Source organism: Paraburkholderia dinghuensis (assembly GCF_003837865.1).
GTDB classification, from domain to species: Bacteria; Pseudomonadota; Gammaproteobacteria; order Burkholderiales; family Burkholderiaceae; genus Paraburkholderia; species Paraburkholderia dinghuensis.
The window spans coordinates 77,715-91,211 of sequence record NZ_RQIS01000016.1 but is presented as its reverse complement, the minus strand read 5'-3'; the positions used below and the strand labels follow the sequence as shown (position 1 = coordinate 91,211).

The 13,497-nt window shown below is 64.4% G+C and carries 13 protein-coding genes; 10 read left to right on the top strand and 3 right to left on the bottom strand.

Annotated features, from left to right (window positions below):
• The first annotated feature begins 239 nt into the window (after window positions 1-239).
• The 4 genes from D1Y85_RS20560 (at window position 240) to hslU (ending at window position 4,689) form a co-directional block, all read left to right on the top strand.
• Complete coding sequence (locus D1Y85_RS20560) at window positions 240-1,343, top strand: CobW family GTP-binding protein (RefSeq protein ID WP_185219058.1); 1,104 nt, start codon at window positions 240-242, stop codon at window positions 1,341-1,343.
• 611 nt (window positions 1,344-1,954) lie between these two features.
• The gene (dksA, locus tag D1Y85_RS20555; RefSeq protein ID WP_124152920.1) at window positions 1,955-2,374 is read left to right on the top strand and encodes an RNA polymerase-binding protein DksA; all 420 of its coding nucleotides are present in this window, start codon (window positions 1,955-1,957) and stop codon (window positions 2,372-2,374) included.
• A 362-nt stretch (window positions 2,375-2,736) separates the two neighbouring features.
• Window positions 2,737-3,273, top strand: coding sequence for an ATP-dependent protease subunit HslV (hslV, locus tag D1Y85_RS20550; RefSeq protein WP_124152919.1), 537 nt, complete (start codon window positions 2,737-2,739; stop codon window positions 3,271-3,273).
• A gap of 66 nt (window positions 3,274-3,339) precedes the next feature.
• Window positions 3,340-4,689, top strand: coding sequence for an ATP-dependent protease ATPase subunit HslU (gene hslU / locus D1Y85_RS20545; RefSeq protein WP_124152918.1), 1,350 nt, complete (start codon window positions 3,340-3,342; stop codon window positions 4,687-4,689).
• A gap of 98 nt (window positions 4,690-4,787) precedes the next feature.
• Here the strand turns inward: hslU and D1Y85_RS20540 are convergent, their stop codons facing one another.
• The 3 genes from D1Y85_RS20540 to D1Y85_RS20530 all read right to left on the bottom strand — a co-directional run bounded on the left by D1Y85_RS20540 (window position 4,788) and on the right by D1Y85_RS20530 (window position 7,711).
• Window positions 4,788-5,330, bottom strand: a complete 543-nt coding sequence (locus tag D1Y85_RS20540) for a response regulator transcription factor (RefSeq protein WP_124152917.1) — start codon at window positions 5,328-5,330, stop codon at window positions 4,788-4,790.
• 57 nt (window positions 5,331-5,387) lie between these two features.
• Complete coding sequence (locus D1Y85_RS20535) at window positions 5,388-6,761, bottom strand: ATP-binding protein (protein ID WP_124152916.1); 1,374 nt, start codon at window positions 6,759-6,761, stop codon at window positions 5,388-5,390.
• A 704-nt stretch (window positions 6,762-7,465) separates the two neighbouring features.
• Window positions 7,466-7,711, bottom strand: a complete 246-nt coding sequence (locus D1Y85_RS20530) for a cysteine-rich CWC family protein (RefSeq protein ID WP_124152915.1) — start codon at window positions 7,709-7,711, stop codon at window positions 7,466-7,468.
• Between the two features lie 370 nt (window positions 7,712-8,081).
• Between D1Y85_RS20530 and argB the strand changes: the two genes are divergently transcribed.
• The 6 genes from argB to metW all read left to right on the top strand — a co-directional run bounded on the left by argB (window position 8,082) and on the right by metW (window position 13,443).
• Window positions 8,082-8,981, top strand: coding sequence for an acetylglutamate kinase (argB, locus tag D1Y85_RS20520; RefSeq protein WP_124152914.1), 900 nt, complete (start codon window positions 8,082-8,084; stop codon window positions 8,979-8,981).
• Window positions 8,982-9,121: 140 nt separating this feature from the next.
• Window positions 9,122-9,868: a pyrimidine 5'-nucleotidase gene (locus tag D1Y85_RS20515; RefSeq protein ID WP_124152913.1), complete on the top strand. Its 747-nt coding sequence runs from the start codon at window positions 9,122-9,124 to the stop codon at window positions 9,866-9,868.
• A gap of 51 nt (window positions 9,869-9,919) precedes the next feature.
• A complete protein-coding gene (gene slmA / locus D1Y85_RS20510) occupies window positions 9,920-10,600 on the top strand; it encodes a nucleoid occlusion factor SlmA (RefSeq protein ID WP_124152912.1) in 681 nt (226 codons plus the stop codon).
• 135 nt (window positions 10,601-10,735) lie between these two features.
• Window positions 10,736-11,317: an HdeD family acid-resistance protein gene (locus D1Y85_RS20505; RefSeq protein WP_124152911.1), complete on the top strand. Its 582-nt coding sequence runs from the start codon at window positions 10,736-10,738 to the stop codon at window positions 11,315-11,317.
• Window positions 11,318-11,692: 375 nt separating this feature from the next.
• Window positions 11,693-12,838, top strand: coding sequence for a homoserine O-succinyltransferase MetX (gene metX / locus D1Y85_RS20500; protein WP_124152910.1), 1,146 nt, complete (start codon window positions 11,693-11,695; stop codon window positions 12,836-12,838).
• Window positions 12,835-13,443, top strand: coding sequence for a methionine biosynthesis protein MetW (gene metW, locus D1Y85_RS20495; RefSeq protein WP_124152909.1), 609 nt, complete (start codon window positions 12,835-12,837; stop codon window positions 13,441-13,443). Before metX ends, metW begins: the two co-directional genes overlap by 4 nt.
• The last annotated feature ends 54 nt before the right edge of the window (window positions 13,444-13,497 follow it).

The window sequence follows — 13,497 nt, the reverse complement described above, 5'->3', positions numbered from 1 at the left end:
CTGCACGATCCGGAAGGCTCATGGTCGCGCCCCATATGTGACGCGGCACCTCGCCAGCACGACCGCCGTGGTGAGGCACCGGGACCGCAGATATGTTTCAATAGCTAGTTATGTTGTAACACCGGACGACGGCCGCCCCCTTTTTCACGCGTCGAAGCTTCGACGCGCGAGAAACCCGCGCCGCACGGTCCGCGTTTCGACCCACGCACAGTACAAAACAGGCACCCAGCATGGCATCCATGATTCCCGTCACCATCCTGACCGGCTTCCTCGGCAGTGGCAAAACGACGCTGCTCAAGCGCATCCTTAACGAAAATCACGGCATGAAGATCGCCGTGATCGAGAACGAATTCGGCGAAGAGAACATCGACAACGAGATCCTCGTGCAGGACAGCACCGAGCAGATCATCCAGATGAGCAACGGCTGCATCTGCTGCACGATCCGCGGGGACCTCGCGCGCGTGCTCGGCGACCTCGCGCAGCAAAAGCGCGACGGCAAGCTCGATTTCGACCGCGTCGTGATCGAAACGACGGGCCTCGCCAATCCGGGCCCGGTCGCGCAGACGTTCTTCATGGATAACGAAATCGCCGACGAATTCCTGCTCGACGCGATCATCACGCTCGTCGATGCAAAGCACGGCAACCATCAGCTCGACGAGCACGAAGTGGTGCAGCGCCAGATCGGTTTCGCCGATCGCCTGTTCATTACGAAGGCCGATCTCGTCGACGAAAAGGAACTCGGCGACCTGCGCCATCGCCTGATGCACATGAATCCGAAGGCGCAGATCCGCCAGGTGGATTTTGGCGTCGCCGACATCAAGGAAGTGTTCGACCTGCGTGGCTTCAACCTCAATGCGAAGCTCGATATCGACCCTGATTTCCTCGCGGAAGACGACCACGCGCATCACGATCACGCGCATGACCATGATCACGACCACGCGAACTGCGACCACGATCACGGCCAGTGCGACGCGAAGCTAGTCCCCGAAGGGGGCGATCACGAAGGCCACGACCACGGCCACCACCATCACCACGCGCACCACGACGACAAGATCAAGTCGTTCGTGTACCGCAGCGACCGTCCGTTCGATCCGAACCGCCTCGAGGACTTCCTTGGCGGCATCCTGCAGATCTACGGCGAGCGCCTGCTGCGCTACAAGGGCGTGCTGTATATGAAGGGCGTGGATCGCAAGGTTGTGTTCCAGGGCGTCCACCAGATGATGGGCAGCGATCTCGCCATGAAGTGGCTGCCGGCCGAAAAGAAGAACAGCAAGATGGTATTCATCGGCATCGAACTGCCGCAGGACCTCATCACCGACGGCCTCGACGCCTGCCTCGTCTGATGCGTTCGTCACCCGGTCCCGCGCGCCCTGTGCGCCGGGCCGGGTCCGCCTTTTCCCCCGTCTGCGTGAGCCGCCCCTCAAATAACGTACCCGACCATCGCTTTTTCACAATTGGCGCGTTATATTTTCCGGATAACGGTGCGTCGAAAACCCGCCCGACGCAGGGATTACCCGCTTGCGGGGTGAGTTTCCGATTCAGTTACAATACGGCCCCACTGGAAAACAGGCTGGACGGCAGGTAGGAGCCGGACCCTGAGCCTCGATTCGGTACCGGGCCGGTAGCGCGCATCGTGGCCGTGCCAACGTGCATAAAGCATTGCGAGCACGAGCAGAAAGGCAGCCCGCCGGAAACGTTTGCACCGGTGGGTCGGCTGTACCGGCGGCACGCAAAGTCGCAGCGCAGCCGGTACGGAAAATGCCTCAGAAGCGTCTGAAAACCGGTTTCCAGAGGAGTTCGGCCCCGCAGCGGCATTCTGGCGTCACGACAACGCATCGTCCGGACCTGCCAGCGCGTCAGCGTAAAAAGGCCCCGTACAAGGCCATTGCGGGCAACACAAAAGTGTGGGCAATAGCACCAGGTTTTTGCCTCACTCATTGAAGAAGCAAGCCAGATGACGACGAAACGACTCTTGACCGAAGCCGAAATCCTGAAGATGAGCGACAAGGATTACATGAACGAGGATCAGCTCGCCTTCTTCAAGAACCGGCTCGAACAGCTGCAGGCGGAAATCCTCCGCAATGCGGGCCAGACCACCGAGAACCTGCGTGAAACCGTGATCGTGCCCGATCCGGCCGACCGCGCGACGATCGAGGAAGAGCATGCGCTCGAACTGCGCACGCGCGACCGCGAGCGCAAGCTGCTGAAGAAGGTGCAGCAATCGCTCGCGCGCATCGACTCGGGCGAATACGGTTGGTGCGAGGAAACGGGCGAGCCGATCGGCGTCCCGCGTCTGCTCGCGCGACCCACGGCCACGCTGTCGCTCGAGGCGCAGGAGCGCCGCGAACTGCGCCAGAAGCTGTTCGGCGATTGATCGACCTGCCGGCGCGTCGCCGCGGGTGCGCGCCGTACAATCCGCCTTCCGGATCGAAGCGCACGGAGTCCCGTGCGCTTTTTGTTTTTGCAGCGCGCGGTTGGCCGCTTATTCGCCGCTTGTTCGCCGCTTTTTTGCTCCATTCGCTGCCCCCTCCCGTGTCTTCACCTCACACGCCGCGCGTTTTTGCCCCGCGCGGCCACTTGAACTCGCCGACGCCGCCCTAAACTTCGACTGATACGCGCGTCGGTGTGCGCCTCCTGGCGTCTCGCCACGTGCTCAGGATTTCGAGGGACGGCGGCCCTACGTGCCACCGCACACTCCCGTCAGCAACCGGCATCAACGGTAAAAAAGGAACCCACATGGAGCAATTTCACGGCACGACGATCGTCTCCGTGCGGCGCGGCGACAAGGTCGCGCTCGGCGGCGACGGCCAGGTCACGCTCGGCAACATCGTCATGAAGGGTGGCGCGAAGAAGGTTCGACGCATCTACGGCGGCAAGGTGATGGTCGGCTTCGCCGGCGGCACGGCCGATGCTTTCTCACTCCTCGACCGCTTCGAAGCCAAGCTCGAAAAGCATCAGGGCAACCTCACGCGCGCCGCCGTCGAACTCGCGAAGGACTGGCGCACCGACCGCATGCTGCGCCGTCTCGAAGCCATGCTGATCGCCGCCGACGCGCAGACCACCCTCGTCATCACCGGCAACGGCGACGTGCTCGACCCCGAAGGCGGGATCTGCGCGATCGGCTCGGGCGGCTCGTATGCGCAGGCCGCGGCGCGCGCGCTCGTCGACAACACCGATCTGTCGCCTCGCGAGATCGTGGAAAAATCGCTCGAAATCGCGGGCGACATGTGCATTTACACGAACCACAACCGCGTGATCGAAACCATCGAGTAGATCGAGCAAGCGCGTCCAGGAGACGCGCATCGACACCATCGACATCATCCACGACAAGGAATCAGGATGAGCACCATGACCCCCGCCGAGATCGTCTCGGAACTCGACAAACACATCATCGGCCAGGCGAAGGCGAAGAAGGCCGTCGCCGTCGCGCTGCGCAACCGGTGGCGCCGCCAGCAGGTGAGCGATCCGCTGCGCCAGGAAATCACGCCGAAGAACATCCTCATGATCGGGCCAACGGGCGTCGGCAAGACCGAGATTGCGCGCCGTCTCGCGAAACTCGCGGACGCGCCGTTCATCAAGATCGAAGCAACCAAGTTCACGGAAGTGGGCTACGTGGGCCGTGACGTCGACAGCATCGTGCGCGACCTCATCGAAATTTCGGTGAAGCAGACGCGCGAATCGGAAATGCGCAAAGTGCGCAGCAAGGCCACCGATCAGGCCGAAGACCGCATCCTCGACATCCTGGTGCCGACCGCGCGTCCGGTCGGCTTCGGTTCGTCGACGGATACGGCAAGTCAAGGCGATGGTGAAAGCACCACGCGCCAGACGTTCCGCAAGCGCCTGCGCGAAGGCCAGCTCGACGACAAGGAAATCGAACTCGACGTCGAACTGCCGCAAGTCGGCATGGACATCATGGGCCCCCCGGGCATGGAGGACATGACCGAGCAGATCCGCTCGATGTTTGCGAATCTGGGCGGCGGCAAGAAGTCCCGCCGCAAGCTCAAGGTCAAGGAAGCGCTGAAAGTCCTCACCGACGAAGAAGCCGGCAAGATGCTCAACGACGAAGAGGTCAAGACGAAGGCCGTGCAGAACGTCGAGCAGAACGGCATCGTGTTCCTCGACGAAATCGACAAGATTGCGTCGCGCAACAACGAAGGCGGCGGCGGCGAGGTCTCCCGCCAGGGCGTGCAGCGCGATCTGCTGCCGCTGGTCGAAGGCACGACCATCAACACGAAGTACGGGATGGTGAAAACCGATCACATCCTGTTCATCGCGAGCGGCGCGTTCCACCTCGCGAAGCCGAGCGATCTGATTCCGGAACTGCAGGGACGCTTCCCGATCCGCGTCGAACTTGACTCGCTGTCTGTGAAGGACTTCGAAGCGATTCTCGTCGCGACCGACGCGAGCCTCGTCAAGCAATATCAGGCGCTGCTCGCCACTGAGGACGTACAGCTCGATTTCGCGGAAGACGGCATCCGCCGACTCGCGGAGATCGCGTTCGCCGTCAACGAGAAGACCGAGAACATCGGTGCACGCCGCCTTTACACGGTGATCGAGAAGCTGCTCGAAGACGTGTCATTCTCGGCCGGCAACCACGCGGGAAAGAGCGTCACGATCGATGCCGCTTACGTCGATCGCGCGCTCGGCGAAGTCGCGCAAGACGAAGATCTGTCGCGCTACGTGCTGTAAGCGCCACCCGGGCGCAGGCGACAAACAAAGGGGCCCCGCAGGGCCCCTTTCCTTTTGACACGCCACGCCGCGCGCAGCGGCTAAAGCGAATGCCGCGCTTACTGGCGCACCGGACGCTTCGCCAGCTTGCGCTGCAGCGTGCGGCGGTGCATGTTGAGCGCTCGCGCCGTGGCGGAGATGTTGCCGCCGTGCTCGGCCAGCACGCGCTGGATGTGTTCCCATTCGAGGCGCGCGACCGAGAGCGGCGCCGGATTTTCGATCGCGGCGTCAGCCTGCAGTGCGCTCGCGTCGCTTTGCAGTGCCGAGAGAATCATCTCGACGTTCGCGGGCTTCGCGAGGTAGTTGTCGGCGCCGTCCTTCACCGCCTGAACCGCCGTCGCGATGCTCGCGTAGCCCGTCAGCACGAGCATGCGTGCATCGGGCTGAAGGTCGCGCAGCGGCGCGACGAGCGAGAGACCCGAATCGCTGCCCAGATGCAGGTCCACCGTGATCTGCGAGAACTTCTGCTGGTTCGCGAAGCGGATCGCCTCTTCGGCGTTGTGCGCCTGCTGCACCTGGTAACCGCGCCGCGCCAGGCCGCGCGTGAGAATGTCGGAGAACACCTCATCGTCGTCGATGACCAGAAAATTCATATCGCTCATGCCTGCTTCTCCGTGTTGTTAGGCGGCGCCGCGCCGGGCCGCGCCTGATCCGATACCTTAACCTGCGGCGGCCGCATCCTGTGCACGCGCGTCCGGCGCCGCTGCTGACGCGCCGGTCCTCACCGGCACGTGCAATACGGCGCGCGTGCCGCGCGACTTGTGCTCGCGACCTGCGCTCCCTCCACTACTTCCGCCGCCCGCCGCGCCCGGGCCTTCGCCCGCTGCGACGGACGAAGCAACGTCGGACAGATCGATCAATCCGCCCAGCCGCGCCGCCGACGAAAACGCCAGATACAGCCCAACACCATGGCCACCCTGTGTGCTTTCCACGGGCGCCGCGCCGAGCGTGTTACGCAGCGACGCCGGGATACCAGGCCCAGCGTCGCAGACTTCGAAATCGATATAACCCGCGCGCGCCGATGCATACGCGCGCAACGTCACGTAATCGCGGCTCGCACGCGCGGCGTTGTCGAGCAGGATAGTCAGAATCTGGCCGACTGCCACCGTGTCGTCGAGGCTCAGATTGCCGGGCGCATCGCCCAGTTGCTCGAATTTGACGTGAGGATGGCGCAGCCGCCATTGCTCGACGAACGGACCGAGCCACTCGCTCACGGCCTCGCGGGTACCCTCCGACGAAGCGCGGCTGCGCAGACGCGCAAGCGCCGACGTGCACAGCGAAATCTGCCGCTCGAGCAGGGCGAGGTCGTCGACGTAGGGGGTGAGCGCCTTGTCGGTGCGCGCGCAGTCGCGCAATTCCTCGGTGAGCATCGCGATCGTCGAGAGCGGCGTGCCGATCTCGTGCGCGACGGTCGCCGCCTGCACGCCCAGCGCCACCGCGCGCTCGTCGCGCAGGAGGCGCTGCTGCGCGTCGCCGAGTGCGTGGTCGCGCTGGCGCAGAGCGGTCGACATGCGCGCGACGAACCACACGATCAACCCGACGCTCACCATGAAGTTCACCCACATGCCCGCCCGATAGTAGTCGAACAGGTTATTGGGGTTGTCCAGGTTGAGCGGCACGTTATCGAAGCCGAGCAGTACGTAGCAGGTCACCGCGAACGCAGCGAGCCAGCCGGTGAGATACCACGGCAGCACGGCCGCAGCGATCGCAAGCGAGGGCAGGTAGAGCGAGACGAACGGATTGGTCGTGCCGCCCGAGAGAAAGAGCAGCGCGGAGAGTGCGCCGAGATCGACCCAGATCTGCCCGAACAGCTCGAGATTGGACTCGGGACGATCCTGCGCGACGCGCATCCAGGTGACGCCGTTGAAAGCCACCTCCATCGCGATCACGAACAGCATGGCCGGCAGCGGCAGACGCACGCCGAGGAAGAACTGCACGACCGCGATCGTGCAGAGTTGTCCGATGATGGCAAGGCTGCGCAGCCAGAAGAGATGGCTAAGATTGACGCGAGCACTGACGGTGATGCGATACATGGTGCCAGTTTACCTGTTCGGACGGGTCCGACTGATTATCCCCAAAAGATTCGAGCCAACAGCAGCTGGCGCCCAACGCCATATCGGCAGTATGCCGGGAATACGGCGGAGGAATCGATGCCAGACACCCTACGTGGTCCGCTTCTGTTTCTGTCCATCTGATAAGTCTTTTTCGATCACCTCGACGCCAGGTCGTGACCGCCCACGGACGCCTCGCCCCACGCACTGCTCGACCCGGATGCGTTCCGTCCGTCGCGACCGTGCCCGAAACCCGAAGTCTCGAACGCGATCCGGGTTACGGCTGCCATTACGCGGCTCGCGCCTGAGCGTACCGCCGACCTGAGCCCCGGGTTCGCGCTGCAGGTCGGGCTTCCGCATGCGGAAGCCGTCGAACCTTACCGTCGCCCGGCGACCGCCGCCTCATTGTTCCCCGATCTTCGCAACAATCTTGTAGCAATATTGATTTATATCAAACTTAGCAGTCGCGAAAATGTCCTCTGCATCGATGATGCCGTAGCCGGGGGCACGGGCGACAGTCGGGCGTGGGCCAATTTGACGTGACCGCAACCGACCGGCACCGGCCTGGCACCCGAGAAGAACGTCAACCGGGACCACCCGGTGCTCGCGCCGCACGAACCACTCTCCCTCAGCCCAGACCCGGGGCGAAGCGGAACGCAAATTCAGCGCTGGCACTTATGCCCGTCTCAGCGCACGAGCCCCCTGTTGCCGGTGGCGTCGCCCGGTTCGATTGTGGCGGGCGCGGCGGCATCAGCGAGACATTCGGGGCACAGACAGCGTCCGCGCGGATCGAGCTGGCTCGCGGGAAGCGCAGGGAGCGTGCGGCACCAGCAATCGAAGGGTTCGGTGTTCCGGCCGCAGTCGAAGGTCCGGCCGCAGCGCGGGCAGCGCGCGTGTTTCACGCCCGCGGCGGGGGTGACGGAGGCGGTCATGGCGGCGCGCTCCCTGTGAAGCCGACTTCGGCGGTAAAGAAATGATGCCACAGCACGCGCTCGCGCCGGGTTGGCAAGCAGAACACGTTGGGGCGCACAATGCGCCGCGTGCATGCTCCGACGGTGACCGGCATCGCCTCCGACCCGGCGCACCATGCGCGGCCGCCAGCGATTCCGGCGAGGCCAACCTGGTACGATGCGCGCCACACCGTCCTCGCGCGTCCCCGGCGAGCGCGCGCCGGTGCGCATCGCGCCATGTCGGAAGCGCGCCCGAAACCCCGATCAAAACCCTGTTGCAGCGCGCCAGTCCTGTACAATTCGGCCTGTTTGAACCGTCTTTTCCCCCGTTTTTTGCCCATTCCCCGCCGCCATGTCCGAGCCCATCGACCTCTCGCAGATCGCGCCCACCCTGAAAGCAGAAATTCTGGCTGAAGCGCTGCCGTACATCCGCCAGTATCACGGCAAGACCGTCGTCATCAAGTACGGCGGCAATGCCATGACCGAAGAGCGACTCAAGCAGGGCTTCGCGCGCGACGTCATCCTGCTCAAGCTCGTGGGGATCAACCCGGTCATCGTGCACGGCGGCGGCCCGCAGATCGACCAGGCGCTCAAGAAGATCGGCAAGCAGGGTACCTTCGTCCAGGGCATGCGCGTCACCGACGAAGAAACGATGGAAGTCGTCGAGTGGGTGCTCGGCGGCGAGGTGCAGCAGGACATCGTCACGCTCATCAACCACTTCGGCGGTCATGCGGTGGGCCTGACCGGCAAGGACGGCGGCCTGATCCACGCGCGCAAGCTGATGATGCCGGACCGCGACAACCCGGGCCAGTACGTCGACATCGGCCAGGTCGGCGAAGTCGAGCAGATCAATCCGGCGGTCGTGCGGGCGCTCCAGGACGACGCGTTCATTCCGGTGATCTCGCCGATCGGCTTTGGCGAAGACGGGCTCTCGTACAACATCAACGCCGATCTGGTGGCGGGCAAGCTCGCAGTCGTGCTCAACGCCGAGAAGCTCGTGATGATGACCAACATCCCCGGCGTGATGGACAAGGCGGGCAACCTGCTCACGAATCTCTCGGCACGCGAGATCGACGCGCTCTTCGAAGACGGCACGATCTCTGGCGGCATGCTGCCGAAGATCTCGTCGGCGCTCGACGCAGCCAAGAGCGGCGTGCGCTCGGTGCACATCATCGACGGCCGGATCGAGCATTCCGTGCTGCTCGAAATCCTGACCGAGCAGCCGTTCGGCACGATGATCCGCTCGCATTAATTGAGGTTTACGGCGGTGCTTTCGGCCACCCCGACGCGCCGCCGAGTGACACCTTCGGCACATCCGGCACATCGCGCCGCCCTTCGCGGCGCCCCCGGGGCCCCCGGCCACTCCCCCAACGCGCCGCACTCCGCTCCACGATGACCCACACCCGAGCGCGCCAACACCGCCCGCGCCATGTTGCGCGCACGCCGGTCTGGCTCTTCGACCTCGACAACACGCTGCACGGCGCGTCGCACGCGATTTTCCCCGCGATCAACCGGGCGATGACGCAATACATCGTCGATACGCTCGGCGTGAGCCACGACATCGCGGACCACCTGCGCACGAGTTACACGCTCCGGTACGGCGCGGCGCTGCTCGGCCTCACGCGGCACCATCCAGTCGATCCGCACGACTTCCTGAAAGTCGTCCACACGTTCCCCGATCTGCGCGCGATGCTCGTCGCCGAGCGCGGCCTCGCACGCACGATCGCTGCGCTCCCGGGCCGCAAGATCGTGCTGACCAACGCGCCCGAGGCCTATGCGCGCGCGGTGCTCGCGGAACTCGGCATCGAGCGGCTCTTCGAGCGCGTCGTCGCCATCGAGCACATGCGTACGCGCAGCGGCTGGCGCGCCAAGCCCGACCGCGCGATGCTGCGCGCGGCGCTGCGCCGCGTGGGTGCATCGCTTTCCGACGCCATCCTGATCGAAGACACGCGCGGCCATCTGAAACGCTACCGGCGGCTCGGCATCCAGACGGTGTGGATCACCGGACACCTTCCCGAACGTGCGCTGACTATGCGCGCGGGCAGGAGCGGCCGCCCTCACTATGTCGATCACCGCATTCGTTCGCTAAAATCCCTACAAACGGGTCTGCAGTCAGGAAGACTGCGGCAGACGGGGTGACGACGTGACTGCGGGAACAGGATTCCGGCGGTAAGAGAAAGGGCGACATTCATGCAGCCGAGCCAACCGACCGAAGCGCGCGACGCGGTCGTAGCAGCAGATCCTACCGGCGTGGTGCACCGCGCCGCACGCCCGAAACCGGGCGAACGCCGTGTCCACATTCTCCAGACGCTCGCGTCGATGCTCGAGACTCCGCGCGGCGAAAAGATCACGACGGCGGCGCTGGCCGCGCGTCTCGGCGTTTCCGAGGCGGCGCTCTACCGCCACTTCGCGAGCAAGGCCCAGATGTACGAGGGTCTCATCGATTTCATCGAACAGACGCTCTTCGCGCTCATCAACCAGATCGTCGCCAAAGAGCCGAGCGGCGTGCTTCAGGCGCGCGCCATCGCGCTCATGCTCGTCAATTTCTCCACCAAGAACGCCGGTATGACGCGCGTGCTGACCTGCGAAGCGCTCGTGGGGGAACACGAGCGGCTCGCCGAGCGCGTCAACCAGATGCTCGACCGCATCGAGGCGTCGCTGCGTCAGTGCCTGCGCTTGAGCATCGCGGAAGGGTTGCAGGACCCGAACAAACCCGGCGCAGTGCCGCTCCCGAAGGGGTACGATCCGGCTGTGCGCGCGAATCTGGTCGTCCGCTATGTAATCGGCTGCTGGCACCGTTATGCACAGAGCGGCTTCGAACGCTCGCCCGTCGAATACGCCGACGAGCAGATCCGGGTCATTCTTCAGTAAAGCAGGCACCCGGCAGGTGCCCGGGCAGCGCTCGGCGGCGCAACGCGCTGCCGCTTCGTGCGCCGGGTCCCTTTGCGGCAAGCTGTCCTCCGTCAAGCGACGACCCTGCGCCCCGCCAAAAAGGAGAAGAACCGCATGAACCAGCCATTGCCCTCCGCTCCGCTGCCGTTCCTCACCGGTTTGTCCGCTCACTGGGGCTGGCTCCTCGCCCGCGGCATCGCGGCCATCGTCTTCGGCCTGCTCGCCTTCTCACTGCCCAAGCTCACTGTCATCGCGCTCGCCTACGTCTGGGGCTCCTACGCCATCGTGGACGGCGCCTTCGCCCTGATCTACGGCGCGCGCGGCGGCGGCAAGCGGCGCTGGACCTATGTCGTCGTGGGCCTCATCGGCGTAATCGCGGGCTTCGTTGCGTTCTTCTGGCCTCGCGAGACGGCCATCATCCTCGTCCTGATCATTGGCGTCTGGGCGCTCGCCATCGGCATCTTCGAGATCATTTACGCGATCCAGTTTCGTCGCGCCGTCGCGCACCCGTGGGCCGTGGGGCTCTCGGGGCTGCTCTCCGCCGCCGTCGGCTTGTTCATCGTCTTGTTCCCCGGCGCGGGCGCGCTCTCGCTGATCTGGCTGATCGCCGCCTACGCCGTGCTCTACGGCGTCTTGATGATCGTCGCCGCATTGCATCTACGGCGCTGGCGCAACGGGCATCCGGCTACGCGTTGACCCGCGAGATCCACCGCCGGGACACTGCCGCAGCGCTTGCTGTACCGGCTTGCAGTTCCGGCCTGTTGTCCTCACTCGCAGGTCCCGCTCACGGCGACAACCCAAAGGGCGACCCGCACCGCCCGCCTACGCCCGCCACGGTTCATCCGCCGTATTGCCCGATGCGTTTTCCGCTATACTCTGCGTTCCTTTTGAATCTCCACGCGCCGATTTGCTGACTCGATTGCGGGCGCGCGAACCTGAAAGCCACCGAATATCACGGCGTGCGCGGGTTCATTACAAATGCGGCTAAAGAGGTCGTCAGCCGCGCCACCCTCCTGCAATCCGCGCCCAGCCGACACCGTTTAGCCGCCCCGGAAACCCAAGGCGGAACGAATGGAATCGATCGGCATCGTCGCTCCACAAACACTGCATTTCGACGAGCCTCTGCAACTGCAGAACGGCACAGCCCTTGCCGGTTACGACCTCGTGGTCGAAACCTACGGCACGCTCAACGCCACCCGCAGCAACGCAGTGCTCGTCTGTCACGCGCTCAACGCGTCGCATCACGTCGCGGGCGTCTACGAGAACGACCCGAAAAACGTCGGCTGGTGGGACAACATGGTCGGCCCCGGCAAGCCGCTCGACACCAACCGTTTCTTCGTGATCGGCGTGAACAATCTCGGCTCGTGCTTTGGCTCCACCGGCCCGATGAGCACCGATCCCGCGACCGGCCAGCCCTACGGCGCGAAGTTTCCGGTCGTCACGGTCGAGGACTGGGTGGACGCCCAGGCGCGCGTGGCCGACCGCTTCGGCATCGAGAAGTTCGCCGCCGTGATGGGCGGCAGCCTCGGCGGCATGCAGGCGCTCGCGTGGAGCCTGCGCTATCCGGACCGGATCGGCCACTGCATCGTCATCGCGTCGACGCCCAAGCTCTCCGCGCAGAACATCGCGTTCAACGAAGTGGCGCGCTCGTCGATCCTCTCGGACCCCGACTTCCACGGCGGCGACTACTACGCGCACGGCGTGAAGCCCAAGCGCGGCCTGCGCGTGGCGCGCATGATCGGCCACATCACCTATCTCTCCGACGACGACATGGCCGAGAAATTCGGCCGCGCGCTGCGCCGGGCGGAAGGCGCTGTCGACGAATACAACTTCAGCTTCGACGTCGAGTTCGAGGTGGAGTCGTACCTGCGCTACCAGGGCGAAAAGTTCGCCGACTACTTCGACGCGAACACCTACCTGCTCATCACGCGCGCGCTCGATTACTTCGACCCGGCGAAGGCGTTCGACGGCGATCTCACGAAGGCGCTCGCGCACACGAAGGCGAAGTATCTCGTGGCGAGCTTCTCGACCGACTGGCGCTTCGCCCCCGCGCGCTCGCGCGAACTCGTGAAGGCGCTGCTCGACCACAAGCGCCAGGTGAGCTACGCGGAAATCGACGCGCCGCATGGCCACGATGCCTTCCTGCTCGACGACGCGCGCTATCACAACGTCATGCGCGCTTACTACGAACGTATTGCCAACGAGGTGGGCGCATGAATCCGAGCGCTTTTGTGAGTCTTTCCGCACGCTCCGACTTCCGAACGATTGCACGCTGGATCGAGCCGCGTTCGACGGTGCTCGACCTCGGTTGCGGCGACGGCGCGCTGCTCTCGCTGCTCGGCGAGGAACTGGAGTGCACGGGCTACGGCATCGAGATCAACGACGCGGGCGTGCTCGCCTCCGTTCAGAACGGCATCAACGTGATCCAGCAGAATCTGGAGGACGGACTGCGCCTGTTCGAGGACGCAAGCTTCGACTTCGCGATCCTTTCGCAAACGCTGCAGACGATCCACCAGACCGCGGCGATCTTGCGCGAGACGGCGCGCGTGGGCAAGGAATGCATCGTCTCGTTCCCGAACTTCGGCTACTGGCCGCATCGGCTTTCAGTGCTGCGCGGACGCATGCCGGTTTCGAAGTCGCTGCCCTACCAGTGGCACAACACGCCGAACGTGCGTGTGCTCACCGTGAAGGATTTCGAGGCGCTCGCGCCGGAAGTGGGCATCGAAATTCTTGATCGCGCCGTGCTTCACGGCGGTCAGACCGTTCGATGGGGCGTGAACTGGCGTGGTAGTCTTGCGGTCTATCGCGTGAAGAAAAAATGACGTCGTCTGCGTGATCGGTCGCGGCGCGCGTTTTTTCGACCCAGATCCACAAGA

Bases quoted from the DNA above. Each gene is read 5' to 3' on its own strand.
- D1Y85_RS20560 (WP_185219058.1), top strand. From the start codon at position 240: ATGATTCCCGTCACCATCCTGACCGGCTTCCTCGGCAGTGGCAAAACG.
- dksA (WP_124152920.1), top strand. From the start codon at position 1,955: ATGACGACGAAACGACTCTTGACCGAAGCCGAAATCCTGAAGATGAGC.
- hslV (WP_124152919.1), top strand. From the start codon at position 2,737: ATGGAGCAATTTCACGGCACGACGATCGTCTCCGTGCGGCGCGGCGAC.
- hslU (WP_124152918.1), top strand. From the start codon at position 3,340: ATGAGCACCATGACCCCCGCCGAGATCGTCTCGGAACTCGACAAACAC.
- D1Y85_RS20540 (WP_124152917.1), bottom strand. From the start codon at position 5,330: ATGAGCGATATGAATTTTCTGGTCATCGACGACGATGAGGTGTTCTCC.
- D1Y85_RS20535 (WP_124152916.1), bottom strand. From the start codon at position 6,761: ATGTATCGCATCACCGTCAGTGCTCGCGTCAATCTTAGCCATCTCTTC.
- D1Y85_RS20530 (WP_124152915.1), bottom strand. From the start codon at position 7,711: ATGACCGCCTCCGTCACCCCCGCCGCGGGCGTGAAACACGCGCGCTGC.
- argB (WP_124152914.1), top strand. From the start codon at position 8,082: ATGTCCGAGCCCATCGACCTCTCGCAGATCGCGCCCACCCTGAAAGCA.
- D1Y85_RS20515 (WP_124152913.1), top strand. From the start codon at position 9,122: ATGACCCACACCCGAGCGCGCCAACACCGCCCGCGCCATGTTGCGCGC.
- slmA (WP_124152912.1), top strand. From the start codon at position 9,920: ATGCAGCCGAGCCAACCGACCGAAGCGCGCGACGCGGTCGTAGCAGCA.
- D1Y85_RS20505 (WP_124152911.1), top strand. From the start codon at position 10,736: ATGAACCAGCCATTGCCCTCCGCTCCGCTGCCGTTCCTCACCGGTTTG.
- metX (WP_124152910.1), top strand. From the start codon at position 11,693: ATGGAATCGATCGGCATCGTCGCTCCACAAACACTGCATTTCGACGAG.
- metW (WP_124152909.1), top strand. From the start codon at position 12,835: ATGAATCCGAGCGCTTTTGTGAGTCTTTCCGCACGCTCCGACTTCCGA.